This window comes from Myxococcus sp. MxC21-1, from assembly GCF_032612255.1.
GTDB lineage: Bacteria > Myxococcota > Myxococcia > Myxococcales > Myxococcaceae > Myxococcus > Myxococcus virescens.
Genome location: NZ_CP123278.1, coordinates 8103728 through 8128100 on the forward strand (window position 1 = coordinate 8103728; position 24373 = coordinate 8128100).

20 protein-coding genes and 1 pseudogene are annotated in these 24373 nt (G+C 69.4%); 14 read left to right on the plus strand and 7 right to left on the minus strand.

The window, feature by feature from the left end:
* On the plus strand, nucleotides 1-651 hold the full coding sequence (locus QEG98_RS36200; RefSeq protein ID WP_316564558.1) for a hypothetical protein: 651 nt from the start codon (nucleotides 1-3) through the stop codon (nucleotides 649-651).
* Between the two features lie 193 nt (nucleotides 652-844).
* Here the strand turns inward: QEG98_RS36200 and QEG98_RS36205 are convergent, their stop codons facing one another.
* On the minus strand, nucleotides 845-1543 hold the full coding sequence (locus QEG98_RS36205) for a hypothetical protein (RefSeq protein ID WP_316564559.1): 699 nt from the start codon (nucleotides 1541-1543) through the stop codon (nucleotides 845-847).
* Entirely contained in the window at nucleotides 1540-1926 is a 387-nt protein-coding gene (locus tag QEG98_RS36210; RefSeq protein WP_316564560.1) for a hypothetical protein, read from the minus strand. Before QEG98_RS36210 ends, QEG98_RS36205 begins: the two co-directional genes overlap by 4 nt.
* Before the next feature lie 374 nt (nucleotides 1927-2300).
* On the opposite strand from QEG98_RS36210, the gene QEG98_RS36215 reads away from it, so the two are divergent.
* From QEG98_RS36215 to QEG98_RS36270, 12 genes and pseudogenes are all read left to right on the plus strand, one after another.
* Entirely contained in the window at nucleotides 2301-3488 is a 1188-nt protein-coding gene (locus QEG98_RS36215) for an FIST signal transduction protein (protein ID WP_316564561.1), read from the plus strand.
* A 649-nt stretch (nucleotides 3489-4137) separates the two neighbouring features.
* A pseudogene (locus QEG98_RS36220) lies at nucleotides 4138-4728 on the plus strand (PAS domain-containing protein); the annotation flags it as partial.
* Between the two features lie 364 nt (nucleotides 4729-5092).
* Nucleotides 5093-6097: a HAMP domain-containing sensor histidine kinase gene (locus tag QEG98_RS36225; RefSeq protein WP_316564562.1), complete on the plus strand. Its 1005-nt coding sequence runs from the start codon at nucleotides 5093-5095 to the stop codon at nucleotides 6095-6097.
* A gap of 238 nt (nucleotides 6098-6335) precedes the next feature.
* Entirely contained in the window at nucleotides 6336-6587 is a 252-nt protein-coding gene (locus QEG98_RS36230; RefSeq protein ID WP_171410524.1) for a hypothetical protein, read from the plus strand.
* The gene (locus QEG98_RS36235) at nucleotides 6584-6934 is read left to right on the plus strand and encodes a ComEA family DNA-binding protein (protein ID WP_090488214.1); all 351 of its coding nucleotides are present in this window, start codon (nucleotides 6584-6586) and stop codon (nucleotides 6932-6934) included. Before QEG98_RS36230 ends, QEG98_RS36235 begins: the two co-directional genes overlap by 4 nt.
* Before the next feature lie 155 nt (nucleotides 6935-7089).
* On the plus strand, nucleotides 7090-8793 hold the full coding sequence (locus QEG98_RS36240) for a dipeptidase (protein ID WP_316564563.1): 1704 nt from the start codon (nucleotides 7090-7092) through the stop codon (nucleotides 8791-8793).
* A 298-nt stretch (nucleotides 8794-9091) separates the two neighbouring features.
* Nucleotides 9092-9655 (plus strand): MarR family transcriptional regulator, encoded by a 564-nt coding sequence (locus QEG98_RS36245; RefSeq protein WP_316564564.1) that lies wholly within the window; start codon nucleotides 9092-9094, stop codon nucleotides 9653-9655.
* A gap of 250 nt (nucleotides 9656-9905) precedes the next feature.
* Nucleotides 9906-13049, plus strand: coding sequence for a DUF4175 family protein (locus tag QEG98_RS36250; protein WP_316564565.1), 3144 nt, complete (start codon nucleotides 9906-9908; stop codon nucleotides 13047-13049).
* Nucleotides 13046-14827, plus strand: a complete 1782-nt coding sequence (locus tag QEG98_RS36255; protein WP_316564566.1) for a peptidase MA family metallohydrolase — start codon at nucleotides 13046-13048, stop codon at nucleotides 14825-14827. Before QEG98_RS36250 ends, QEG98_RS36255 begins: the two co-directional genes overlap by 4 nt.
* Before the next feature lie 174 nt (nucleotides 14828-15001).
* A complete protein-coding gene (locus QEG98_RS36260; RefSeq protein WP_316564567.1) occupies nucleotides 15002-15433 on the plus strand; it encodes a DUF1622 domain-containing protein in 432 nt (143 codons plus the stop codon).
* 165 nt (nucleotides 15434-15598) lie between these two features.
* A complete protein-coding gene (locus tag QEG98_RS36265) occupies nucleotides 15599-16279 on the plus strand; it encodes a DUF4142 domain-containing protein (RefSeq protein WP_316564568.1) in 681 nt (226 codons plus the stop codon).
* Between the two features lie 86 nt (nucleotides 16280-16365).
* Nucleotides 16366-16644 carry a hypothetical protein gene (locus QEG98_RS36270; protein WP_225888226.1) on the plus strand — a complete coding sequence of 93 codons (279 nt, stop codon included), beginning with the start codon at nucleotides 16366-16368 and terminating at the stop codon, nucleotides 16642-16644.
* A 67-nt stretch (nucleotides 16645-16711) separates the two neighbouring features.
* On the opposite strand, the gene QEG98_RS36275 is transcribed toward QEG98_RS36270, so the two are convergent.
* Nucleotides 16712-18748 carry a S9 family peptidase gene (locus tag QEG98_RS36275; protein ID WP_316564569.1) on the minus strand — a complete coding sequence of 679 codons (2037 nt, stop codon included), beginning with the start codon at nucleotides 18746-18748 and terminating at the stop codon, nucleotides 16712-16714.
* 191 nt (nucleotides 18749-18939) lie between these two features.
* Here QEG98_RS36275 and QEG98_RS36280 point away from each other — a divergent pair, with 191 nt between their 5' ends.
* Nucleotides 18940-19560: a DsbA family oxidoreductase gene (locus tag QEG98_RS36280; protein WP_316564570.1), complete on the plus strand. Its 621-nt coding sequence runs from the start codon at nucleotides 18940-18942 to the stop codon at nucleotides 19558-19560.
* A 3-nt stretch (nucleotides 19561-19563) separates the two neighbouring features.
* Here the strand turns inward: QEG98_RS36280 and fliB are convergent, their stop codons facing one another.
* Genes fliB through QEG98_RS36300 form a run of 4 tightly spaced genes read right to left on the minus strand, consistent with a single transcriptional unit; the run spans nucleotide 19564 to nucleotide 24287 of the window.
* Nucleotides 19564-20847, minus strand: a complete 1284-nt coding sequence (gene fliB, locus QEG98_RS36285) for a flagellin lysine-N-methylase (RefSeq protein ID WP_316564571.1) — start codon at nucleotides 20845-20847, stop codon at nucleotides 19564-19566.
* A gap of 9 nt (nucleotides 20848-20856) precedes the next feature.
* Nucleotides 20857-22599, minus strand: a complete 1743-nt coding sequence (locus tag QEG98_RS36290) for an Hsp70 family protein (protein WP_316564572.1) — start codon at nucleotides 22597-22599, stop codon at nucleotides 20857-20859.
* 37 nt (nucleotides 22600-22636) lie between these two features.
* Nucleotides 22637-23605 carry a hypothetical protein gene (locus QEG98_RS36295; RefSeq protein WP_316564573.1) on the minus strand — a complete coding sequence of 323 codons (969 nt, stop codon included), beginning with the start codon at nucleotides 23603-23605 and terminating at the stop codon, nucleotides 22637-22639.
* Entirely contained in the window at nucleotides 23562-24287 is a 726-nt protein-coding gene (locus QEG98_RS36300; protein ID WP_316564574.1) for a TIGR02266 family protein, read from the minus strand. The genes QEG98_RS36295 and QEG98_RS36300 overlap by 44 nt, the downstream gene beginning before the upstream one ends.
* Between the last annotated feature and the right edge of the window lie 86 nt (nucleotides 24288-24373).

Sequence of the window (24373 nt, forward strand, 5' to 3'; positions counted from 1 at the left end):
ATGGACTTCACCACTGTCATCTCAGCCCCGGAGGCGCCTCTTCGAGAGCTTCTCGTTCGCATTGAAGGAGAACTCCTCAAGGCAGGGCTCAGGCACGACCACACCATCCTGCGCGCGGCTTACGATGCCAGGCGTGGGACCTTCGACGAAGTCTCCCCGGATGAGGAGGTCCGAGTCCGCTCCGGATTCGATGAACTGCCTAGCGAGGTTTCAGGATGGGAGGGACTTTCCTGCGAGTTCTGGAATGAATCATTCACACTTTACCTGCTTGTCGGCAGGCTGGGGCACGGCGCATATGTCAACGTCTGGGTCGATATTTCCTTGCGCCCTCTGACAGAGCTCTTGGCCAATCATGAGGAGGGCGCTTTCTACGGTGCGCTTGCGACAATCTGCGCAGCGGTCGATGCTTACGGGGGGTATGGACACCCAGAGCTTGGGTTTCATCCTCTCGCACCCGAGCGAGCCCGGACGGCTCTCACTGACATGCCTGAGTTCCCTGGGGAGTCAGCGATGCTCGGTCTATTACCCGCAGACGACCTCGTGGAGGCGCAGGCACGACAGAAGTATGAGCGCACCTTCACTCTGAGACTCAGCACGCAGGGGTATTGGATATTGACCCAAGACCTCAAGAGCGCGCTGGTGCCCTCCTGAGTCGTCAGGTGTATCACTGCGTTGGCCGCCTCCGGTGCGCGCTTCAAGCAACCTTGACTTCGCGTGGGGCGAGTCTCTAGCGGTCATGAGCTTGCGAATCGGCAAGTCGAAAGTGGGTGGCGCATTGTGGTCCGAGCATGGAACGGGCGATTGAGCCGCTCGGCCCCAACGCGGAGCGGCCAAACCGCCCGTGTCACGGCAGCCGGTGGAACAGCGGCAGGTTCGCGGGGGCGGGATACACCGCGACGCCATGCGTGGCCCCCAGGTCGGGACTGGAGATGACGACGTCGGGCGTGGGCGCGCCAGAGACGCTGAGCTGGCTCGGGCTCAGCCGGGAAATGCTCCCGGAGTTGTAGGCCATCCAGAGCCCTCCTCCTTCGTCGAAGGCGAGTTCCTTGGGACCGCCCGCGTCAATCTGGATACCCGGGACGACGCTCACCGCGCCGGAGCCGCCCTGGTCTTCGGGCGTGAGCCGCACGATGACGCCGCTCGCGCCATACGAAACCCACAGGTTTCGCTCCCCATCGAAGGCGAGCCCCGCGGGGCCCGCGAAGCTCCTGCCCGGAGCGGCTTCCAGTACCTCGATCCTCGTGACGGGCGTCACCGCGCCGGACGCCTGGAGGCTCGATGCGGCCACTTTGTGGACGCGGGAGGCCCCGGCCGTCACGTCTCCCACCCAGAGGTTGCCCATGGCGTCGAACGCGAGCGTGGAGGGGTCTCCCAGCCCGCTCAGCACGACCTGCGGCGCCGGGGCGGTGCCGGAGACAAGCTGGGCCGCGCCAAACCGGATGACGGTGTTGCTGAACCCGATGGAGGTCCACAGGTCGCCGGCGGCATCGAATGCGATGGCAATGGGGCCCGGGCTCCCGGCGCTCAACACGCCGCCGCTCATGATGACGTCGGGGCTCTTGACGCCAGAGGCGCCCAGGTCGCCGGCGGGGTAGCGCCGCAGCTCCCCGACCCCAGCGCCACCCAGAGGTTGCCACGCCTGTCGAACGCGAGCCCTGAAGCCCGGGGAATGCCCGGGCTCGAACCGAGCCGGACGGTGGCCGGCGGCGCGCCCGTGACCTCCAGTTCCTCGGCGGCGAAGGCCTCCACCTCGGCCGCCCCGTTGCTGGTGGACAGCCACAGCCGCTGGCTGCTGGGGATGAGCGCGTATTGGATGGCCGCCGCTGCTGCTTCGCCATCCAGGACGCATACCTGACGGGCCGGCGCTTCATAGGCGGCGCGAACCCGGCCGCCGCTCCCCGCCACCGGCTCGGGGAGAGCGTCCACATGCCCGCCGCGAGCCCCGCCAGCCGGCCGCCCGCGCGCACCTCCCGGGACTCACTGCCCCGGCGGATGATGACGTGAGGGTTGGCGGAGGCAGGCAGTCCCTCGATGGCCAACTCCAACGTCCCCGTGCCTGTCTCGGGACACCCGCCCGGGTCCGGGTCCGAGGCATCGCCACACCCCACGGAAGTCACGACGGCCAGGACGAAGAGAATGGTTCCGCGTCTCACAAGGTCCCCCTTTCGAGCGCACGCTGCGCTCACTCGATGAGCACGGAGATACAACCGAGCGCATGAGGGAGGTGTCAACCGAGGCAGGCCCGAAAGGCGCCTGCTTCGGCCAAACGACGCCAGCTCCACCTGCACGCCAGTCCGCGCGTGAATATCGATTCCAGTGGGATGCGGATGCAGATTGGAAAGAGCTGCTCGCCCGATTGCGAAGTCGCTGCCCGGGAGGCGGGCGCGGAGGCGCTGCGAGGCGCGGACGCGCCCACCTTCGCCTTGGTCCTCTGCACGGACCAATATGACGCGGATGACCTGGCGTCGGCGCTCCGGCGGGAACTCGGGGACCTTCCCTGGGCCGGATGCTGCGCGGCGGGTGTCTTCGCGGGAACCGAGCTGCTGCACCAGGGACTGGTGGTCGCGCTGTTTCGCGGGATGGACTTGCAGGTCGGGACGGGGATGGGTGGCCCCGTGAGCAAGGACCCCCGAGCGGCCGGACGTGACGCGGTGGCGCGTGCCATCGAGAAGCTGCCTCCCATGCGGCCGGGGCGCCGCCGTGCGCTGCTCGTCTTCCCGGACGCGCTGAGCGGGAATCCAACGGAAGTCGTGCGCGGGGCGCAGCAGGAGGCGGGGGCGGGTGTCGTCTGGGCGGGGGGCGGAGCGGGAGGCAACCTCCGGAGCGCCTCGACGCCCCAGTTCATGGGTGGGCACGCATACCGGGACCGGGCGGTGGTGATTGCCTTTGATGCCCAGGCGCCGATAGGCGTCGGGATTCAGCACGGCTGGTATCCATACGGCCCACCGACCCAGGTCACGAAGGCCCACGGCGCGACCGCCATCGAGCTCGATTACGAGAGCGCGTTCGAGGTCTACCGGCGCACGGCCGCGAGCCGCGGAGACGCGCTGGACGTGCAGGGCTTCGCCCGCTTCGCGATGACCCACCCGCTGGGGATTCCCCAGGCCAATGGCGAGTTCGTGATTCGCGAGCTAATCTCCATCGGACCCGACGGCTCGGTCCGCTGCGTCGCCGAGATACCTGATGGCTCGTTGGTCCGGGTGATGGAGGGAGCGCGCGCGGACCTGATGGACGCGGCCGAGGGTGCGGCCACCCTGGCTCGGAAAGGAACCCCTGGCGCGCTGGGCGGCGCGGTCGTGTTCGATTGTTTCTCTCGCTACCCCATCCTGGGCGAGGAAATCCAGGACGAGCTCTCACGCGTCCAGGGAGCGCTCGGGGAGGCCACGCCGCTCGTGGGCTGTCTGACCCTTGGCGAGGTGGGGGCCATGGGAGGTGGCGTTCCGCAGTTCCACAACAAGACGGTGGTGGTGCTCGCCCTTCCAGGGTGATGGGACGAGGTCGGACATGGCGGACCCCCGCGAGGACGAGGACCGGAAGCTCACCGAGGAGCGACTCGCGCTGCTGAGCGTGCTCCAGGAGCTCACCGTCGCGGCGCTCGACCTCTTCGACCCGAGCAAGCCCGCGGACGCCTTCATGGACCGTGTCGCGGAGCGGCTGGGGTGCATGGTCGCGCTCTGGGTCCAGGTGAACGCGCGGGGGCAGGTCATCCTTCAGGGCGCGAGTGGACTCTCCGCTGCGTCCCGCCAGCTTCCGATTCCCGCCCGCTCCGAGCCCGAGGGGAAGCAAGGGCCCGCCGAGGTGAACCTGCCCTTTCCGGAGCTGGAATTGCCGGGGCTCGTGCGCTGGTCCATTCCAATCATCGGGGCGGACGCGGCGAACAGCGCCAGCGTGCTGCTGCTGTACTTCGACCGCGAGCCGCAGCTGCCGCGACATTACCGCGGCATGATGGAGCGCCTCGGCGGCGTGCTCCGTACCGCGCTCATGCACCGGCAGCTCTTCACCCGCATCCTGGAGAGCGAGCGCGCGCTCCACCAGCAGAAGACGCTGCTGGAGTCCCTGAGCGAAGCCTCCGACGAGGGCATTCTCATCTCCACCCAGGAAGGAAGGACGCTCACGCACAACCGCCGCCTCGTGCAGATGTGGGGGCTGGAGGAGGCGCTCCTGTCCGCATCCTACGAGGCGTGGGTCCGTGCGGCGGCGGAGCTCGTGGAGGAGCCTGCCCGGTTCACGGCGCGCGCATCCTTCTTCATCGAGCACCGCGACGCGTCGGGGCACGACGAGTTTCGGCTCAGGGATGGGCGGATATTCGAGCAGTACGACGCCCCGGTGGTGAGTGCTGACGGCGTCTACTATGGGCGGGCCGTCTACTTCCGGGACGTCACCGCTCGACGGCGCACGGAGCGGGACCTCCAGCACGAGCGGGACTTCAGCTCGGCGGTCCTGGATACAGCCCGCGCGCTGTTCATCGTCCTGGATGTGGAGGGCCGAATCGTCCGCTTCAACCGTGCATGCCAGGAGATGACCGGCTACTCCTTCGAGGAGCTTCGCGGCGCGCGGTTCTGGAAGCAGCTCCAGGCCCCGGAAGACGCGGCGCGGGTCGAGCGGGACTTCGCCCAGCTTTCCGCGGGCAAGGGGCACGAGGAGTACGAGAGCTGCTGGCTCACGCGAGCGGGAGAGCGCCGACTCATCGCATGGTCCAGCAACATCCTCCGCAGCCCGACGGGAGCGGTCGAGTACATCATCGGCACGGGCATCGACATCACCGAGCAACGCCGGGCCGAGCGGGAGCGAGACCAGACCTTCCTGCGTGAGCAGCAAGCGCGGACCCGCGCCGAGGAGCAGGAAGGAAGGTCCGCGTTCCTGGCGGAGGCCTCGGGACTGCTCGCGGGCTCGCTCGCCCCCGAGGACGCGCTGCGAAACGTGGCGGCGCTGACCGTCCAGCGGTTCGCGGACTGGTGCGCGGTCGACCTGCTGGACAACGACCATTCCCCCAGCGAATCGCGGTGGCCCAATCCCAGACACTGCGGGCCGGTGGCCCGCGAAGGACGCCCACGCGCCACCGGACCTCAATGCCACGCATGGCCCTGGGCGGGTGCTCCGCCGCGGCGAGCCGGAGTTCTGTCTGGAGGGTTGCGGCTCCGCGGCCCTCGAGTCCGGCGCCCTCGAGTTCCAGTCCTGGCTGTCAGTGCCGCTGCTCGCGCGTGGACGGACGCTCGGCGCGCTCACCCTCGCCCGGATGGACGACGGGAGCCGCTATGGCCTGGCCGAGCTCACCGTCGCGCAGGAGCTGGCCCGCCGCGCGGCCATGGTCGTGGACAACGCCCGGCTCTATCGGGAAGCCCAGCAGGCCATTGGCCTTCGTGATGAGTTCCTCTCCGTTGCCTCTCACGAGCTGAAGACCCCGGTCACCTCCCTCCAGTTGTCCGTGCAGGGCCTGCTGCGCCGCGCCCGGTCGGGAGCGCTCTGCACCGCGTCGGCGGAGACCGTGACCCAATCGGTCGAAGGCATCGAACGCCAGGCGATGCGGATGGCGAAGCTCGTCAACACGCTGCTCGATGTCTCGCGCATCCATGCCGGGCGGCTCGAGCTCGAGCTCGAGGAAGTGGACCTCGCCGCGCTGGTCCGAGACATCGCGGCACGCTTCGCACCCGAGCTGGCCCTCTCCGGCGCCACGCTCCAGGTTCATGCCGACACGCCGATGCCAGGGCTCTGGGACCGGTCGCGGCTCGACCAGATTGTCACCAACCTGCTCTCGAATGCCATCAAGTACGGCGAGAGCAAGCCCATCGAAATCCAGGTCGGCGGAGACGCCAGGACCGCGCTCCTGGAAGTGAGGGACCAGGGAATCGGCATCCCGGCGGAACAACAGGCGTTGATCTTCCGGGCCTTCGAGCGGGCGGTGTCATCGCGTCACTACGGAGGGCTGGGCCTGGGCCTCCACATCGTCAGTCAGCTCGTCGAAAGGCTGGGAGGGGCGGTCCGGGTCCAGAGCGAGGCGGGACGCGGCGCCATCTTCACGGTCTTGCTTCCACGCAGCGGACCCGCCGCGCCGCGGCCGGCTCCGGCGGACATGCACCTGGACGCGAACCATGCCTGAGTGCGCGCTCGCGCCCTCCCGTGCCCGGCGCCGCGCTCTCGTCCGCTGAGAAGCCACTGGCGCGTCGCTGTCCGTCCTCGCCGCTGGACGGTTCTCACATCCGCGCACGGTGTGCGGAGAGCACCCCGAGGAGAACACCGCTGGCACGCCGGCTGCTCAAGCGCTCCCCGACCTCAGGCGGTCAAGCCGACGAGGCAGCCGCGCCGTGGTGGCGCGATGCGGAGTGTGGAGGTGGATGATGCTGACGGCGGGTAAGCGACTGGCGGTCTTCTCCATTCGCGAGGGCAAGGGCGGGAGCATCTGGGTGCGGGCGGGGAGCGCCTTCGTGAACAAGGACGGCTCGCTCAACGTGTTGCTGGACGTGCTGCCGCTGGACGGGAAGCTGCACGTCCGCGAGGCGGCGGAGAAGCGCGACACGGCGGGAATGAGCGGCGGCCGTTACGCGGGCGAGCTGGGGCTGGACGCGGCGCCGGTGGGTGGCCACTCGTGAGGGCGCTGTGCGCGGTGGTGGTGGGCCTGCTCTTGTGCGGGCCCGGGGTGGCGGAGGCGGCGAAGCTGCGCACGCAGCACACGGGGACGGTCAACCTCAACGAGGCCAGCGCGGCGGAGCTGGATTTGCTGCCGGGCGTCGGTGAGAAGGCGGCGCAGCGCATCATCGCGCACCGCCAGAAGCGGCCTTTCAAACGCGTGGAGGAGCTGGTGCGCGTGAAGGGCTTCGGCAAGAAGAAGTTCCTCAAGCTCAAGGCGCACCTGGCGCTGAGCGGGCCCACGACGCTGCGAGTCGAACAGGTGCCCGCCCCTCCTGAGAGAAAGGAGGTGAGCGCGACGAACGACTGAGACTGAAAGCTCCGACAATGGGGGGCCGCCGCCCGGGATTTCTCTCGTGGCCTGGTGCGGCGGCCCTGTCGTGGACGGGCCCCATGAGGGGCAAACAGGGGAGCGCCCCTTGGGAGCGGTAGCCATCCTGGAGTGGATTGGTACCATCCGCCGCCATGAACCGACGCCTGACGAACCTGCTCACCGCGCTGCCCGTCACCGCCGCGCTGGTTGCTCCGCCCGTGCTCGCCTGCACCAGCATGCTGGTCTCCAAGGGAGCCACGGCGGATGGAGCCACCTTCATCACCTACGCCGCGGACGCGCACGAGCTGTACGGCGAGCTGTACTTCACGCCCGCGCGCCGCCACGCGCCGGGCGCCATGCGCGACATCATCGAGTGGGACACCGGCAAGTTCCTGGGCCGCATCCCCCAGCCCGCCGCGACGTATTCGGTGGTGGGCAACATGAACGAGCACCAGCTCTCCATCGGCGAGTCCACGTTCGGCGGGCGCGAGGAGCTGGCGGGCCCCGCGGGCATCATCGACTACGGCTCGCTCATGTACATCGCGCTGGAGCGCGCGAAGACGGCGCGCGAGGCCATCCAGGTGATGACCACCCTGGTCGCCGAGCACGGCTATGCCTCCACCGGTGAGTCGTTCTCCATCGCCGACCCGAAGGAGGCCTGGCTGCTGGAGATGATTGGCAAGGGCAAGGGCGAGAAGGGCGCGGTGTGGGTGGCCCGCAAGCTGCCCGACGGGTACCTCTCCGCGCACGCCAACCAGTCGCGCATCGGCACGTTCCCGCAGAACGAGAAGCAGACGACGCTCTACTCGCCGGACGTCATCTCCTTCGCCCGGGCGAAGGGCTGGTTCAAGGGCGCGGACAAGGACTTCAACTTCGCGGAGACGTACAACCCCATCGACTTCGGCGGGCAGCGGTTCTCCGAGGCGCGCGTGTGGAGCATCTTCCGGCGCGCGGCGCCGTCGATGAAGCTGGGCGCGGAGTACGCGAACGGCGCGGCGCCCCAGAAGCGGCTGCCGCTGTGGGTGAAGCCGGACAAGAAGCTGTCCGTGCAGGACGCCATGGCGCTGATGCGGGACCACTTCACGGGCACGCCGCTGGACATGACGAAGGACGTGGGCGCGGGCCCCTACGCGGCGCCGTACCGCTGGCGGCCGATGACGTGGGAGGTGGACGGCAAGCAGTACCTCCACGAGCGCGCCATCTCCACGCAGCAGACGGGCTTCTCCTTCGTCGCGCAGATGCGGGACTGGCTGCCGGCGCCCATTGGCGGCGTGCTCTGGTTCGGCGTGGACGACACCTTCACCACCGTCTACACGCCCATGTACGCCGGCATCCGGCAGGTGCCGCGCAACTTCGCGCAGGGCGTGGCCAGCCGCGGAGAGTTCTCCTGGGACTCCTCCTTCTGGGTGTTCAACTGGGTGTCGAACCAGGCCTACGGGCGCTGGAGCGACATGGTGAATGACGTGCAGAAGGAGCAGGGCGCACTGGAAGGCCAGTTCCTCGCGGACCAGGCCGACATCGAGAAGCGCGCCCAGGAGCAGTTCAAGCGCAGCCCCGAGGAGGCGCGCCAGTACCTCACCGACTACTCGCTCCAGCAGGGTGAGAAGGTCCACACCCGCTGGCGCAAGCTCGGTGAGACGCTGCTCGTGAAGTACATCGACGGCAACGTGCGCGATGAGATGGGCACGGTGAACCATCCCAAGTTCCAGGAGGCCTGGTACCGGCGCATCGTCCAGGAGCATGGCAAGGCCCTGCAGATGCCCGCCAAGCCCGCGGAGCCCGCCGCCGCTCCGGCTCCGGCGCCCGCCCCTGCTCAGAAGCCGGCGCCCAAGCCCACCGTGGCCCCCGCGCCGTAACACCCCGTCCTGGAGCGGGATGACACGGGGGCCATCCTCCGGCTCACGCTCGAGGAACGCTGAGCGCCCGCCCGCCCGGCATCCGGCCTTCATGGGGATGGCCCACGGCGGCCCTCCCCACCGGGCCCGCTGGGGCCCATGCCGCCGCCCGGGGCCTGCCTGAGCCTTCGAAAAGCCTCCGGCTTGACGTCTGGCTTGCGAGCGGTCAACAGCCAACGGTTTTTCAGCAGCAGGTCGGACGGCGACGCGATAGACCTGCTGCGACTCAAACCATTGGCTTGAGACACGGAGGCAGCAGGTGACAGCAGAAGAATCCCCGAAGGGACCGGCAGATGAGCCGCTGGTACCCCACGAAGGCGAGCGGACCTACAAAGGACCGCCCCTGGGTGAAGTGCTCGAATTCATGCGACTGCTCTGGGCCGTGGACCACGGGCTCCAGTCCACGTCGAAGCGCATGGAGTCCTCGCTGGGACTCACGGGTCCGCAGCGCCTGGTCATCCGCCTGGTGGGGCGCTTCCCCGACATCACCGCGGGCATGCTCGCGCAGATCCTCCACGTCCATCCCAGCACCCTGACCGGCGTGCTCAAGCGCCTGGAGAAGCGGGGCCTGCTGGAGCGCAAGTCTGATCCGCTCGACGGGCGCAAGGCGCTGTTCTCCCTGACGGACGAGGGGCGCGCGCTCGACATCCCCTCCGAGGGCACGGTGGAGTCGTCGGTGCAGCGCGTGCTGGCACGCCTTTCGCGGTCCAACATCGTCGCGACGCAGGAAGTGCTCACCGCGCTGGCCCGGGAGCTGGGCGGCGTCCCCATGCCTGAAGTCGAGTACGACGAGGCGGGCGCCCGTAAGCAAGTCGTCCGATGAGCCGGCGGCCCGCCCGCTCCCTTGCCGCTGCCGGGGAAGCGTGTGGTGGGCTTCGTAGAAAGGGCGAGCCCGGTGGACCGCGTCACCTCCCGGACCCTCGCCCTGGTGTCTCCTTCCAGCGCCAGACACCTGGAGCCCTTCGAGTGGGCTCCTGGGTCGTTATGCTTCGCAAGAAGAGGCCGGCTGCTAGAAAATCGGGAAATAGGCAGCCCCACCAGGGGTTGCCTCGTCACTGAGCGGACAGGACAGCGTGAACCTCGACACACCGCAGACTCCAGGCCCCGAGCTCCCGCCTCCGCCCCCTCCCCCTCCGTCACCTCCCGCGTCACAAGCCCGCCCTCCCCTGGAAGCCCCGGGCGTGGAGGCGTTGCTCGCCACCGTCCAGGGCCGCCAGCGCCGGTACCTGTGGCTCCAGGGCGGCATGCTGGGCGTGGCCACCGTGGCGCTGCTGCTGGTGGCCGGCGGCTTCCTGGCGCTGGTGGCGCCGCGCGCGGGCGCGTCCCTGCTGTGGACGGCGCTGCCGGTGGGCGTGGCCGTGACGTGCGTCTTCGGCCTGTGGCTGGTGCGCCGCCGCGTGGGAGACGACGTCCTCACCGCGCGCCTGGTGGGCGAAAAGCGTCCGGAGCTGTCGCTGGACGTGCTGGCTGCGGTGGAGCTGATGCGCGAGCCGGACGCGCCGGGCAGCGGCTCTCCGGCGCTCGCGAGCGCCTTCCTGCGGGAGATGGACGCGCGGGCGCGCACGGTGGATGTCCGCACCGTGGTGGACAGCCGCCCGGTGCGTCACGTGGCCCTGGGCGCGGGCGGCGCGCTGCTGGCCCTGCTGGTGCTGATGGTCGTGCTCGGTGACCGCTGGTCCGCCGGCGTGGCGCGCATCCGCGAAGTGGCGGCGAGCCCCAAGGCCCAGGCGCAGGTGGAGCCCATCACCGGCGACATCGAATTGACGTACCGCTACCCCGCGTACACGGGGCTGGCCCCGCGCACGGTGCCCGGAACGAACGGTGAAATCAGCGCGCCGGCGGGGACGGAAATCCTGCTGAAGACGCGCTCGGACCGTCCGGTGGAGCGCGCGGAGCTGGTGGTCAACGGCCAGGCGCTGCCGCTGAAGGTGACGGGCAACCGGGACCTGGAGGGCAGCTTCGTCGCGAAGCAGTCCGGCCACTACCGCTTCGCCTTCTACGGCGCGCGGGACAAGGCGCTCGCGGTGGGGCCGGACATCGCCCTCACCGTGGAGGCGGACAAGGCGCCCGAGGTGTCGCTGCTCACGCCCACGGTGGAGCTGGAGATCGACCCGGGCGACCAGGTGGCGCTCAAGTACGAGGCGTCGGATGACTACGGGCTGTCCGGCATGGCGCTCGTGTTCCGCGCGCCCGGCGCCCAGCAGGAGACGCGCGTGCCGCTGCCGCGCGAGGACGGCCGGCGCCACCGGGGCACCTATTCGTGGAGCCTGGACAACCTCAAGCTCGACCCGGGTGACCGGATTACCTACTACGTGGAGGCGCAGGACAACGACGCGGTGGAGGGCCCCAAGAAGGGCGTCAGCCGCACGCAGGTGCTGCGCGTGTACTCCGCGGCCGAGCACCGCCGCGCAGCGCTGGAGAAGGCGGAGCAGCTGTGGGGCCGGATGGTGGACCACCTCGCGGACCGGCTGGAAGGCCCGGAGCGCGCGAAGCAGAAGGACCCGCAGGCCATCACCGCCGGGGCCACGGTGGACACCAGCGGGGAGAGCCTCGTCGCCGACATGAAGACGCTGGCGCAGGAGCTGGCGCGCGAGCGCGACGTGCCCACCGAGCTGGTCTCCGCGCTGAGCAACATCTCCGAGTCCCTGGGCAGCCACATCCGCGGCACCGCGGAGCTGCGCCGGCTCTACCTGCGCACCCAGCGCGCCCGCGGCGAGGACTGGGGCACGGGCAACCGCCTCACCGCCGTGGTCAACGAGGAGATTACGGAGCTGGAGAAGGACATCCTCTACCTGGAGTCGCTGCTGGACCGGCAGAAGCTGGAGGCGCTCCAGGAGATGGCCAAGCAGCTGTCCAACGAGCGGCGCGAGCTGGCGAACCTCATCGAGCAGTACAAGTCCAACCCGGACGAGGCCGCGCGCCAGGCGGTGATGGAGCAGATTCAGCAGCTCAAGTCCCGCATCCAGGAGCTGATGCAGCGCATGGCGGAGATGCGCAAGGGCATCCGCGACGAGCACCTCAACGCCGAAGCCCTGTCCGAGATGATGAAGGACCAGGACCTGCGCAGCGCGCTCGACGACGTGGAGAAGCTGATGCGCGAGGGCAAGGCGGACGAGGCCCTGGCGAAGCTCCAGGAATTGGGCATGCAGATGGATGAGATGCTCGAGAACCTGGACCAGGCGAGCGACGAGTTCGGCGGCGAGCAGCACCCCGAGCTGGCGGAGAAGTTCGGCAAGTTCATGGAGGAGCTGCAGAGCACCGTGCAGGAGCAGCAGCGCGTCGCGGACCAGACAAAGCAGCTTCGCGACCAGGCTCGCTCGCAGAACCGCGAGCGGTTGTCCGAGAAGGGCGAGGCCATCAAGGACAGCCTGATGCGCAAGGTGCAGCAGGCGCAGGAGGACTACAAGGCGCTGGAGCCCAGCCAGCTCAACAGCCGCGCCGCGCGTCCGCTGGAGGAGGCCCAGGCGGAGCTCCAGAACGTGGAGAACGCGCTGAAGGTGAACGACTACGACCTGGCGGCGGAGGCGGCGGCGCGGGCGGAGGACGCGGCCCGGCAGCTGGCGATGATGGGCGAGCAGCAGCGCCACCTGGACGAGATGTTCGGCAACCCGGAAGAGGTGGTGAAGCAGTCCACGGAGCTGGCGCAGCGCCTCAACCGCGACGCGCGCAACGTGTCGGAGGTGAACCGGCAGCTCCAGTCGCTCTTCCCGCCTCCGGGCTCGCAGCTGTCGCAGCAGGAGAAACAGCAGCTCCAGCAACTGGGCGAACAGCAGTCGCAGCTGGAGGAGCGCGCGCAGGGCCTGCGTCAGCAGATGGACGAGATGCAGCAGATGGCGCCCATCTTCGGCGAGGAGGCCACGCAGCAGATGGAGGGCGCCGGCCAGCGCATGGGTGAGGCCGCCCGGCGGATGCAGGGCAAGGACCCGGGCCGCGGCTACAGCGAACAGCAGGCGGCGCTGGAGGGCCTGCGCCAGTTCCAGCAGCAGATGCAGGAAGGCCAGCGCGGCGGCAAGGGCGGGCTCCCGCTGCCCATGGGCATGGGCCGCCGCCAGCAGGGCAACGGGAGAGACCCGAAGCAGAAGGTGGAGCTGCCGGACGAGGATGCCTTCCAGGCGCCGAAGGAGTTCCGCAAGGACCTGCTGGACGCGATGAAGCAGGGAGCTCCGGAGAAGTACCGGGAGCAGGTGAAGCGCTACTACGAGGAGCTGGTGAAGTGAGCCGCCACGCGCTGAAGCATTCCTCCGGATTCGGGGCCCTCGTCGCGGTGATGGCCGTGGGGCTCCTCTGCGTGCCTCAGGCGGCGTGGGCCCAGTCCAGCTCGCTCAAGGACGAGGTGAAGGAGCGGCTGGGCCGCGTGGAGACGGAGCTGGACGACTGGGACGTGCCCGGCGCCCGGCGCGAGCTGTCCGAGGTGGAGAAGCTCCTCCCCGCCGACGTGGAGCCGCTGAAGTACTTCCAGGGCCGGGTGGCCTTCGAGGAAGGCCGCTACGACGACGCGGTGGCGCTTCTGGAGGGCGCCAACATCGAGGACAAGCCGGGCAGCTACCTGCGGCTGGCCAAGGACACGCGCGCCATCGTCAAGGACCACGAGCGCGCGGAGAGCGAGCACTTCATCTTCCAGTACCCCAAGGGGAAGGAAGCGGTGCTGGTGCCCTATGCGCTGGAGACGCTGGAGGGCATCCACCGGGCGATGAAGGAGGACCTCGGCTGGACGCCGCCGGGCGGCAAGATTCGCGTGGAGGTGGTGAGCAACGCGCGCGAGCTGGCGCGGGTGAGCACGCTGACGGAGAAACAGATTGGCACCACGGGCACCATCGCCATCTGCAAGTTCAACAAGCTGATGGTGACCAGTCCGAAGGCGGTGGCGCGCGGCTACGACTGGCAGGACACGCTGGCGCACGAGTACATCCACCTGGTCATCAGCCAGATGAGCCGCAACACGGTGCCCATCTGGTTGCATGAGGGCCTGGCCAAGTTCCTGGAGTCGCGCTGGCGCGGCAAGGCGGGGCTGGCGATGACGCCGTCCACGCAGGCGCTGCTGGGCAAGCGGGTGAAGGCGGACACGCTCATCCCGTTCGAGAAGATGCACCCGTCCATCGCGCTGCTGCCCACGGCGGAGGACGCGGCCACCGCGTTCGCGGAGGTGTTCTACGCCATCGACTACGTGCACAGCGTCAAGGGCACGGCGGGTCTGCGCGCCATCATCCAGGAGCTGAAGGCCGGGCAGAAGGACCGCAAGGCGGTGGAGACGGCCATGGGAATGCCCTTCGCCCTCTTCGAGAAGTCCTGGCTGGCGCACATCAAGAAGCAGCCCTTCCCCACCGAACTCCTGCCGCGCGAGGACCGCGTGGTGCTGAAGGAGAACGCCAAGGGCAAGGTGAAGGACGAGAGCGAGAAGAAGGGGCGTGAAATCTCCTTCGGCGACTTCCAGGAGGTGACGGAGGTGCTGGCGCGCAAGTTCGCGCACCTGGGCGAGCTCTTGCGCGAGCGCAACCGCGTGAAGGCCGCGGCGGAGGAGTACGCCAAGGCGCACAAGCTGGTGGGCGACAAGTACGAATCCGTGTCCAACAAGTACGCGCTGGCGCTGCTGGAGCTGCGGCGGCTGGACGAGGCGGAGGGCGTGCTACGCGGCAGCCTGCGCGTGCACCCGGGCTCACCGTCGACGAACGTCCACCTGGGCCGCATCCTGCTGTACCGGAAGGACTACCCGAAGGCGAAGACGGCCTACCTGGAGGCGCTGGCGTCGGACCCGTTCGACCCGGAAATCCACCTGGCCCTGACGCGCATCCACGGCTCCATGGGTGAGACGGCGCTGGCGGACCGCGCGCGGCAGGCGAGCGCGCTGCTCACGGGGCTCAAGGTCGAAGAGGTGGATCGCGTGGCGCAGCAGTTCCTGCGTGACGAGAGCGGGCTGTCGGAGATGAACGTGTCGGGCACGCCGGACGCGGAGGCACCGAAGGAAGCGCAGCCCGAGAAGCCGGACGCGGGGAACTGAAACGGGCTTTGTTACGCCTCGACAGCCAATGGCATGACGACGGCTTCGCGGCTTCGGCGAACCTACTCTTCGCCTCCATCCCTGGAGTTCCACGGGAGCGGGCATGCGCCTCTTACGCAGGCCGCTCCATGACTGAACTCTCCACCATGCCTAGCTTCCCGCACGGGAGGCTCGATGGAGGTCGGATCCCTCGTCTCGCTTGCCGCCCAACTCATGGAGTGGGCCGGCGTGGGCAGCATGGTGCTGGGGGCGGTGCTCGCCCTCGTCTTGCTCGTCACGGGCAAGCCACTTCCCGCCGGTGAGGCCTACCGCCGCTTCAGGCTGAACCTGGGCCGCGCCATCCTCCTGGGCCTGGAGTTCCTCGTCGCCGCCGACATCATCCGCACCGTGAGCCAGCGCCCCACGCTGGATGGCGTGCTGGTGCTCGGGCTCATCGTCCTCATCCGGACCTTCCTCAGCTTCACCCTCACCGTGGAACTGGAGGGACGCTGGCCCTGGCAACATCGCGAAGACATCGCCGGTCCTGCGCATCCCCCGCCAACGTCGTCCACCCCGCAGCACCCTGTGCCGCCCGCTCCCGACGCACCACGTCCGGTGAAGCACTGAACGCAGCAGGTCGGCCACGTGGGCAGCGCTACCGTCATCCGCCGTACCCTGCCCTCCCCTCCCGTGAAGTGGCGCACGGACGCGTCTTCTCGCGCCGTGCATCCCGCTCCGACGCCGCTCCAACGTGCGCGCCCGCCTTTCCTCACGCACAAGGAGCAGCACCCCATGAAGCATCCCCTCCCGGGGCTCGTCCTCGCCGCCTCGCTGTTCACCCAGGGCGCGTCATTCGCTCAGTCCGGCATGCCCGACAGCCCGCCCTCCCAACAGGACACGGTCTCCGTTCAAAAGGGCATGGCCACGTACCGCGGCTACACCGCCCCCACGGACGAGAAGGCGCTGCTCGACCGGCTGCACCTGGCGAACCAGCACGAAATCAAGTCGGGCCAGCTCGCCCAGCAACGCTCCCAGAATCCGGACGTGAAGGCCTTCGGCACCATCATGATGAAGGCGCACACCGCGCTGGACCAGAAGCTCACGTCCTACGCGCGCAGCAAGGGCCTGAAGCTGGCCGAATCACCCAAGCCGATGAACGACGCGGAAGAAGCCTCCATGGCCAAGGACAAGGCCACGATGGAGCAGCTCCAGGTCATCCGCGGCGCGCCCTTCGACTCCGCCTATCTGGCCTCACAGGTGACAGGACATGACGCCGTCCTGGGCATGGTCCTCACCGCCCAGAAGGCCATGCCCAAGGCCACGCCCGAGCTCGCCGCCATTCTCGAGGACCTCAGCAAGCAGGTGCCCGCCCACCGGCACCAGGCCTGGAACATGCTGGGCAAGCTGGGAGGCGAAACGGGCGTGGGCGGCTCCGGCCCGGCGCACCCGCCCCCGTCCCCGCCGAAGCCCTGACCCGAAGCGCGGCGCGCATTCATACGCCGTACACACCTGAATCCCGATGATGAAGCCGGGCACGCGCACGGGGCATGATGGTCCGCATGATGCCTCGGACGCTGACCCTGACCTTCGTCGTCACCGTGAGCGCGCTGCTGACCGGCTGCTTCAGCGACACGGACACCATCTGCGAGAAACGGAAGGAGTGCTTCACGGACACGCTCAACGTCCAGTCGTGCGAGGACGACCTCAAAGCCTGGATGGAGCGGCAGGACCAGGACCGCCGCAGGGACCAGCTCGCCGCGTGCGGGGACTGTGTCGGCAGCAAGACGTGCTCGCAGATTCGCACCGCCTGCATCGGCGCCTGCTTCGGCGTTCCCTGAGCCCTGAACGACAGCGGGGCCCGCATCTCACGATGCGAGCCCCGAGTCCTACGACATCACGCAGCGGCTACTTGCGCGTCCACTGGTCCAGCCAGCCCAGGACTTCATCGTGCCACTGCACGCTGTTGGCCGGGCGCAGCACCCAGTGGTTCTCTTCCGGGAAGTAGAGCAGCTTGGAGGGAATCCCCTTCCGCTGAAGCGCCGTGAAGGTGCCCAGGCCCTGCGTCTCCACTACGCGGAAGTCCTGCCCGCCGTGGATGACCATCATCGGCGTCTTCCACTTCGCGACGTGCTCAATCGGGTTGTGCTTGCTGTAACCCTCCGGGTTCTCCCACGGCGTGCCCTTGTGCTCCCACTCCGGGAACCACAGCTCCTCGGTGTCGAAGTAGCCCATGCGCTCGTCGAGGATGCCGTCGTGGTTCACCAGGCACTTGAAGCCGTCCGGCCAGTTACCGGCAATCCAGTTGATCATGTACCCGCCGTAGCTCGCCCCCAGCGCGCACATCTTGTCCGGGTTGATGAAGCTGTAGCGCTTGAGCGCCGCGGCCAGGCCCTTCTGCAGGTCCTCGAACGGCTTGCCGCCCCAGTCGTCGGAAATGGAATCCGTGAAGGCCTGCCCGTAGCCGGTGGAGCCGTGGAAGTCGACCATCACGGCCACGTAGCCACGCCCCGCGTACACCTGCGGGTTCCACCGGTAATGGAAGTGATTGCCGAACGAGCCCTGCGGCCCACCGTGGATGAGGAACGCCAGCGGGTACTTCTTCTTCGGGTCGAAGTTCACCGGCTTCACGACGTAGGCGTGGACCGTCTCGTTGTTCCAGCCCGGGAACGAGAACTGCTCGAAGCCACCGAAGCGGATGCGGGCCAGCGCGTCCTGGTTCACCTGGGTGAGCTGGCGCGACTCCGAGCCATCCACGTTCATCACGTGCAGGTCCGCGGGCGAATCCAGGTCGTCGTACACGTAGACGATGCGGCCCCCGGCGGCCGGCTGCGGCGCGTCCGCGGCGCCTTCCTTCGTGAGCTGGGTGGGCTTCCCCGTGGCCACGTCCAGCGCGAAGATGGGCTGCTGGCCCACGTGCCCGGCGCTCGCGAAGAGCGTCTTGCCGTCCGCGCTCCACGCGAGGCTGCCCACGGAGCGGTCCCAGTCCTGCGTGAGCACGCGCTCCTGACCGCCGGGCCAGGTGCGAAGGATGACGCGGTAACGGTCCGCCTCGAAGCCGGGGCGCGACATGGCCAGGTAGGCCAGCGTCTTGCCGTCCGGGCTGAACACCGGGCTGGTGTCGGTGGCGCGGTTCTTCTCCGTCAGCTTGCGCGGCTTCGCCTTGCCATCAATCGGCGCGACGAAGAGGTCCAAATCCGTGGACCAGGCCTCGGAGCGGCCCACGTCCCGCGCGGCGAAGACGATGCTCTTGTTGTCCGGCGTGAAGGTGAACTCCTCCGCGCCACCAAAGGGCTTGGAGGGGCTGTCCGCGTCCATGCCCTTCATCACGTCCACGGGCGCGCCGCCGGCCACGGGGACGACAAAGACGTGCGAGCGACGCCCGTCCTTCCACGTGTCCCAGTGACGCGCGAAGAGCTTGTCGTAGGTGCGGCCGGTGGCCTTGCGCTTGGAGCGTTCCTCCTCGCGCTGCGGGGTGCACTCCAGCGTGGGGCAATCCGGGAAGACCTCCAGCGCCACGGCCAGCCGCGTGCCGTCCGGCGACACGCGGAAGGCGCCCACGTCCAGGGGCAGCTTCGTCACCTGCACGGCCTCGCCGCCGTCCACGGCCAGCCGCCACACCTGCGAGGAGCCGCCGCGCGAGGACAGGAAGAAGAGGCTCTTGCCGTCCGGCGCCCAGGTGGGCTCGGAGTCCGCGTCCGGATGCGAGGTGAGCTGGCGCGGCGCGGCGTTTCCGTCGACGCCGACGAGCCACAGGTCCGTGCGTCCCCGGTTGGCCTCCATGTCCGTGGTGCGCAGGACGTAGGCGACCTGCTTGCCGTCCGGCGAGACGCGCGGACTGCTCAGCCGGCGCAGCGAAATCATGTCGTGGTGGGTGAACGGCTGGGGCCGGGCCGGCGCCGGAGTGGCGCTCAGGGCCAGGGCCGCGAGAAGCGACAGCGGCAAGGGAGTCTCCTGGTTCAGTCGCCCCGCCGCCACCCCACCCGAGGGGTGCGTCACGGGCACGGTTGTCGGGGGGTGGACGCTGCCTGCTACGGCCCGCGCTGTCCACCTCCGCGTACCCGGGGTAGCACCCACGCGCATCCCCGGCGCACTCCGCCATGACGCGGCGCTTCGACGCGGTTAGACACGAGCCCATGAGCGAGCCCATCACCGTCCGCGTCTGGTCCGATTACGTCTGCCCCTGGTGTTACGTGGGCTACGCCGAGGTCCAGAAGCTGAAGAAGGAGTACGACGTCCAGGTCGACTGGCGTCCCTTCTACCTGCGTCCGGAGACGCCCCCCGAGGGACTCCCCCTGCCGGACCATGTGCGCGAGAAGATGAAGGACCCGAACAACCCGCTGAAGCTCCGCGCCCAGGCAGCCGGGCTCACCCTGGTGATGCGGGAACTCACTCCGTCCACCCGCCGGGCCCACGAGGCCACCGAGTACGCCCGGGAGCAGGGCCGGCTGGAGCCGTTCCACGCCGCCCTCCTGCGCCGCTACTGGAGCGAGGGCCAGGACCTCTGGCAGTGGGACACGCTCCGCGGCGCCGCCCAGGAGGCGGGCCTGGACCCGGACGCAGTGCAACGTGTCGTCGAGGAGGGCCGCTACACGAAGGCCGTGGAGGACTCCATCCAGGAGGCGCGGGCCATCGGCGTCAACGCGGTGCCCACCTTCGTGCTCGGGGAGCGCTTCGGCCTCCAGGGCGCGCAGGAGTACCCGGTGTTCCAGGAGGCCATGCGCCGGCTCGGCGCGACGCCCCACGCGCAGCCCTGAGCGTCAGAGCCCCTTGAGCAGCACGAGCATCCGGCCGAGCGTCTCGTCGCCCCCGCTCCCCGCCAGCCCCTGGGCCAGGGCGTGGAGCTGGGGCGCCTGCTCGACGTGCTTGGCGATGAGCTGGAAGCACTCCACCGCGGCGGCGTCGAGCCGGGCCCGTGACTCGGCCGTGTCCGCCGCGCCTTCCGCGCAGAGCGCCACCACCGTGGGGTGGCCGAAGAGGGTCCAACAGAGGACGGCCTCGCGCAGCGCCATGCGGAACACGTAGTCCAGCACGCGCGGCGCAGCCGTGAACGGGTGGCGCAGCCAGTGATTCACGGCGTGGTGACGCAGGTACTGCTCCACCCGCTGTGACAGGCCGGGTGACAGCCGCTCACGGCGCTCCGCGTAGCGGCGCCATGCGTCGTCGGGCAGCAGGTCCACGCCGCCGTAGGACTCCAGCACCAGCTCCACCAGTGTGTGGAACCGCTCGCTCCGGACCGCGCCCAGGCGAGACTTCAGCACCGCGGCGCAGATGCCCACCCACGGGCCTCCCGGCAGCGACAGCGCCGCGAAGCCACCGTGCAGCGCCGTCAGCGTCTCGGGCAGGGTGAAGGTACGCAGCACTTCCGCCAGCAGGGCCTCCGCGCCCTCGCGCGCGTCGCCGTGGAACACCTCCGTGCCCCGGCAGTAGAACCCATCCAATCTGAGGCCCAGCTGCCCCAGCGCGAAGAGCCTCGCGGCGAACGGCAGCTCGCGGCGCTGGAGCACCGACAACGCGGTGGAACGCACGGCCGCCGCGTGCTGCGTCCACGCGTCCTCGGAATCGCCGCCGCTCAGAGCGCGCGCAATCTCCGGACGAAGCGCGAGGTCCTCGGACACGGGCCCGGTGTCCACGGCGTCCTCCGCCAGCAGACACAGGCGAGCCACCTCTGGACACGCGAGCGAGCCAGTCACCTCCAGCCCGTGCGCCCAGCGCGTGGCGACGCGCGGAAAGGTGGCGCATGCATCCGGCAGCGCGGCCTCCCCATAGGCGCGGTGCAGCGAGCACGTCTTCCGCGCATCCAGGAACACGCAGTGCCCGTCCTCGCGCTTCGCGATGACGGCCTCGTCGCCAGGGCTGGCGTCGGGCTCCGGCCGGATGAAGGTCTCCACCCGCTCCGCGTCCGGCGTGCCCGCCACCGCTTGCTTCAGGCGCTGCAAGCGCGGCTTGCTGACGAGGACGACGAGCCCCGCGCAGCAGGTGTCCTCGCAGGCATCCGCGAGGCACCTGAAGCGCGTCATGTACCGGGGTGCGGTGGCCGTCATGGCGACACGCTACTTCCTGCCCAGCGCCTTCTTCACGAAGCTCCAGAAGCCGCCCGCGCGCTCCTTGAGGTCGGCGCCGCGGCGCTCCTCGGCGGCCTTCACGGACTCCTTGCTGACCTGGAGCTGCTTCTGGAGCTCCTCCGGCGAGTAGCGCGTGGCCAGCGTGGCCTTCACTTCCTTGCGCGTGGAGTACTCACGCGCCTCCACGTGCAGCACGCATTCGGAGTCCAGCTTGAGCGTCACCGCCACGCGGACCGAGCCCTTCGGTCCCTTGGGCAGGCCTTCGATGCGCACGGTGCCCAGGTACTCGTTGGCGGAGATGTGGCTGTCCTCGCCCTGGAAGATGGACAGCTCCAGGAAGGCCTCGTTGTCCTTCGTCGTGTTGATGGCGAAGGAGCGCTGCGCGGGCAGCGGGCTGTTGCGCTCGATGACGCGCTTGAAGGCGCCACCGGGCATGGCCACGCCCACCGTCATCGGCAGCACGTCGATGAGCACCACGCTGCTCACCTTGTCCACGGAGCCCGAGTAGAGCGCCGCGCCCAGGGCCACGGCCTCGTCCGCGTTGACGCTGGCCTGCGCGCCCTTGCCGAAGAGCGACTTGAGCTTGTCGCGCACCAGCGGCATGCGGCTCATGCCGCCCACGAGGATGATGTCGTCCACCTCGGCGGCCTTCAGCTTCGCGTCCAGGAGCACGTCGCGCACCACGTCGATGGTGCGGCTGAGGAGCGGCTCGCAGATTTTCTCCAGCTCCTGCCGGCTGAGGACCACGCGCAAGTCACGCGGCCTGCCCGAGTCGTCCATCATCAGCATGGGGATGTGGACCTCGAAGGTGCTGCGCTCGGACAGCCCCATCTTCGCGCGCTCGGCCGCGTCACTCACGCGCGACAAGGCGATGCCGTCCCCCGTGAAGGTGATGCCTTCCTTCTCCTGGAAGCGCGCCAGCAGGTAGTCGACGATGAGGTTGTCGAAGTCGATACCCCCCAGGAAGACGTCGCCGCCGGTGCCGAGCACCTCGAAGACGTTCTTCTCGATTTTCAGAATCGTGGCGTCGAAGGTACCGCCGCCCAGGTCGTAGACGAGGACCTTCTTGTTGAGCTCGCGGTTGAGGCCGTAGGCGAGCGCCGCGGACGTGGGCTCGTTGAGGATGCGCTCCACCTTGAGGCCCGCGAGGATGCCGGACTTGCGCACGGCCTCACGCTGCGGCTCGGAGTAGTACGCGGGCACCGTCACCACCGCGCGCTCCACCTTCTGGTTGAGGTGGGCCTCCGCCATCTCCTTGCACTCGCGGAGGATGAGGGCCTGCACCTCTTCCAGCGACAGGGCCGTGTCCGCCAGACGCACGGCGGCGCGGCCGGCGGAGTCCGGGACGATGTCGTAGTGGAAGCGCTCGCGGACCTGGTTCACCACGGCGCTGTCGTAGGGACGGCCAACGAGCCGCTTCGCGCCGTAGATGGTGTGCTGGGGACGCAGCACCAACTGGTTCTTCGCGCGGTGGCTGACCAGCAGCTTGTTCTGCGCGTTGAGCGAGATGACGGAGGGAATCGTGTTGTAGCCCTCGCGCGAGCGCAGCACGAGCGGCCGGCCGTTGGAGAGCAACGCCACGCACGAGTTCGTGGTGCCCAGGTCGATGCCGATGACGGGCCCCGTACCGCTGAGCGGCACCGGCGGAGGCAGGAACACCGTCTTCGGCAGGCCGTGTTCATCCAGGCCGGGCGCCTGCGCGGCGGCCTTCGCCACTGCGGGCGCGAGCACCGAGGGCGTCGCCGCCGGCGCCGGTCCCCGAGGCGCCTCACGGCGCACCTGGGGAAGCCCTTGAGGGGAGGCGGCGGAGCCGGGGGCGGCGGAGGCAATGGGCGGGCCGCCACGGGCGGCTGCACCGGCGCGGGCGGAGGAACCATCGCCGCGCGCGGCGGCGGTGGAGGCACGACGGGAGGTGCTTCCTCCACGTCCTCGGACAGGTCGAGGTCGAAGTCGATGCCGCCGCCCCGGAACTCGCCGGAGCGGGTGCGCGCGGAGGAGGAGGCGGCGGAGGTGCCGCCTTGCCCGTGTCTTCGGACAGGTCGAAGTCGAACTCGATGCCACCACCACCAGGGCTGGCCGAAGCGGGTGCGCGCGGCGGCGGCGATGCCGCCTTGCCCGTGTCCTCGGACAGGGCGAAGTCGAACTCGAAGACGCCTCCGGCCGAGACAGGCGCGGGAGGAGGCGCCACTGGGGCGCGCGGCGGCGATGGAGGCGCGACGGGCGGAGCGGGGCTCACGTCCTCGGCCAGGTCGAAGTCGAACTCGATGCCACCGGAGGGAGCCGGCGGGGCCTTGGGGGCCACCGGGGCGCGTGGAGGAGGCGGCGGTGCGGTCTCGGCCTCGCTCAGGTCCAGGTCGAACTCGAAGGTGCCGCCACTGGAAACAGGCGCTGGCGGTGGCGCCACGCGCACGGGTGGAACCGCGGGCGCACGCGGCGGCTCAGCGACCGTGTCACCCAGGTCGAGCTCGAACTCCAGTGCCCCACCGCCCGCCGACGAGGACGACGGCTCGACCTCCAGGGAGATGCCGACCTCGATGGGCGGCTCGTCGAGCGGCGCGCCCATGGCCACGGGCGCCTCACCCGACGGGCTCTCGATTTCGAACTCGAAGCCCGGCAGGGGCTCATCGATGTCCAGCGCGGCCACGGGTGGAGGCGGCGTGCTCGCGATGAGCTCGTCGAGCGGAATGTCCACGTCATTCGCGGCCACCGGAGGCGGCGGCGAATAGGAGACGGGCACGCGGCTCGGAGGCGGTGTCCTCGGCTCCTCCACCACCGACGGAACCAGGCCGAACGGCTCGTCCAGGGTCGGCGCGGAGGCCCCCCTCCGGTTCCAGGTCATCGAACAGGGAGTCGAGCGCGATGCCACCCACCTCCGCGGGCGCGGCGGGGCGCGCCTGCACAGGGGGCGCGGGACGGGCCTGGACCGGAGGCGCGGGACGGGCCTGCGCCATGGGCGCGACGGCGGGCGCGATGGACGGCGCAATCGCGGGCGCGATGGAAGGCGCGATGGACGGTGCAATCGCAGGCGCCACGGACGGCGCGATGGCGGGCAGGGGCTGAACGGCGGGCGCGCTGGAATCCGCGACGGTCTTCCGCATCAACATCATTTCGACGAGCGCGCGGCTCGCCGTATCCAACTCCTCGAACTGCAGCCCCATGCCCGGAGGCCCCGCGGGATCACCGACTTCGCGGACCCAGCGGACCAGCGCGGAGCCACGCAGCACCCGCACGCCTCCTGCAATCTGCACCTCGAACTTGACGGGGGTCCCCACTGCCTGCGGGGTGCGCGAGCGGATGAACATCCCACCCGGGCTCAGGTTGGTGGCGAACTCCTCCGCGAAGCTCCCCACGCTCTCATGCTTCAGCTTCACCAGCAGGCCAACTGCCTTCCTGTCCGTGGTGCGCCTGCCTTGATCCATGGCGAGGACAATCGCGGTACGCGACCCGCCGCTCAAGTAGGTTTTGGCCCCTCGGTCCCCTGCCCGGCGAATGGCGCCAACAGGTG

Bases quoted from the DNA above. Each gene is read 5' to 3' on its own strand.
- QEG98_RS36200 (WP_316564558.1), top strand. From the start codon at position 1: ATGGACTTCACCACTGTCATCTCAGCCCCGGAGGCGCCTCTTCGAGAG.
- QEG98_RS36205 (WP_316564559.1), bottom strand. From the start codon at position 1,543: ATGAGCGGCGGCGTGTTGAGCGCCGGGAGCCCGGGCCCCATTGCCATC.
- QEG98_RS36230 (WP_171410524.1), top strand. From the start codon at position 6,336: ATGCTGACGGCGGGTAAGCGACTGGCGGTCTTCTCCATTCGCGAGGGC.
- QEG98_RS36240 (WP_316564563.1), top strand. From the start codon at position 7,090: ATGAACCGACGCCTGACGAACCTGCTCACCGCGCTGCCCGTCACCGCC.
- QEG98_RS36260 (WP_316564567.1), top strand. From the start codon at position 15,002: ATGGAGGTCGGATCCCTCGTCTCGCTTGCCGCCCAACTCATGGAGTGG.
- QEG98_RS36265 (WP_316564568.1), top strand. From the start codon at position 15,599: ATGAAGCATCCCCTCCCGGGGCTCGTCCTCGCCGCCTCGCTGTTCACC.
- QEG98_RS36270 (WP_225888226.1), top strand. From the start codon at position 16,366: ATGATGCCTCGGACGCTGACCCTGACCTTCGTCGTCACCGTGAGCGCG.
- QEG98_RS36280 (WP_316564570.1), top strand. From the start codon at position 18,940: ATGAGCGAGCCCATCACCGTCCGCGTCTGGTCCGATTACGTCTGCCCC.
- fliB (WP_316564571.1), bottom strand. From the start codon at position 20,847: ATGACGGCCACCGCACCCCGGTACATGACGCGCTTCAGGTGCCTCGCG.
- QEG98_RS36300 (WP_316564574.1), bottom strand. From the start codon at position 24,287: ATGGATCAAGGCAGGCGCACCACGGACAGGAAGGCAGTTGGCCTGCTG.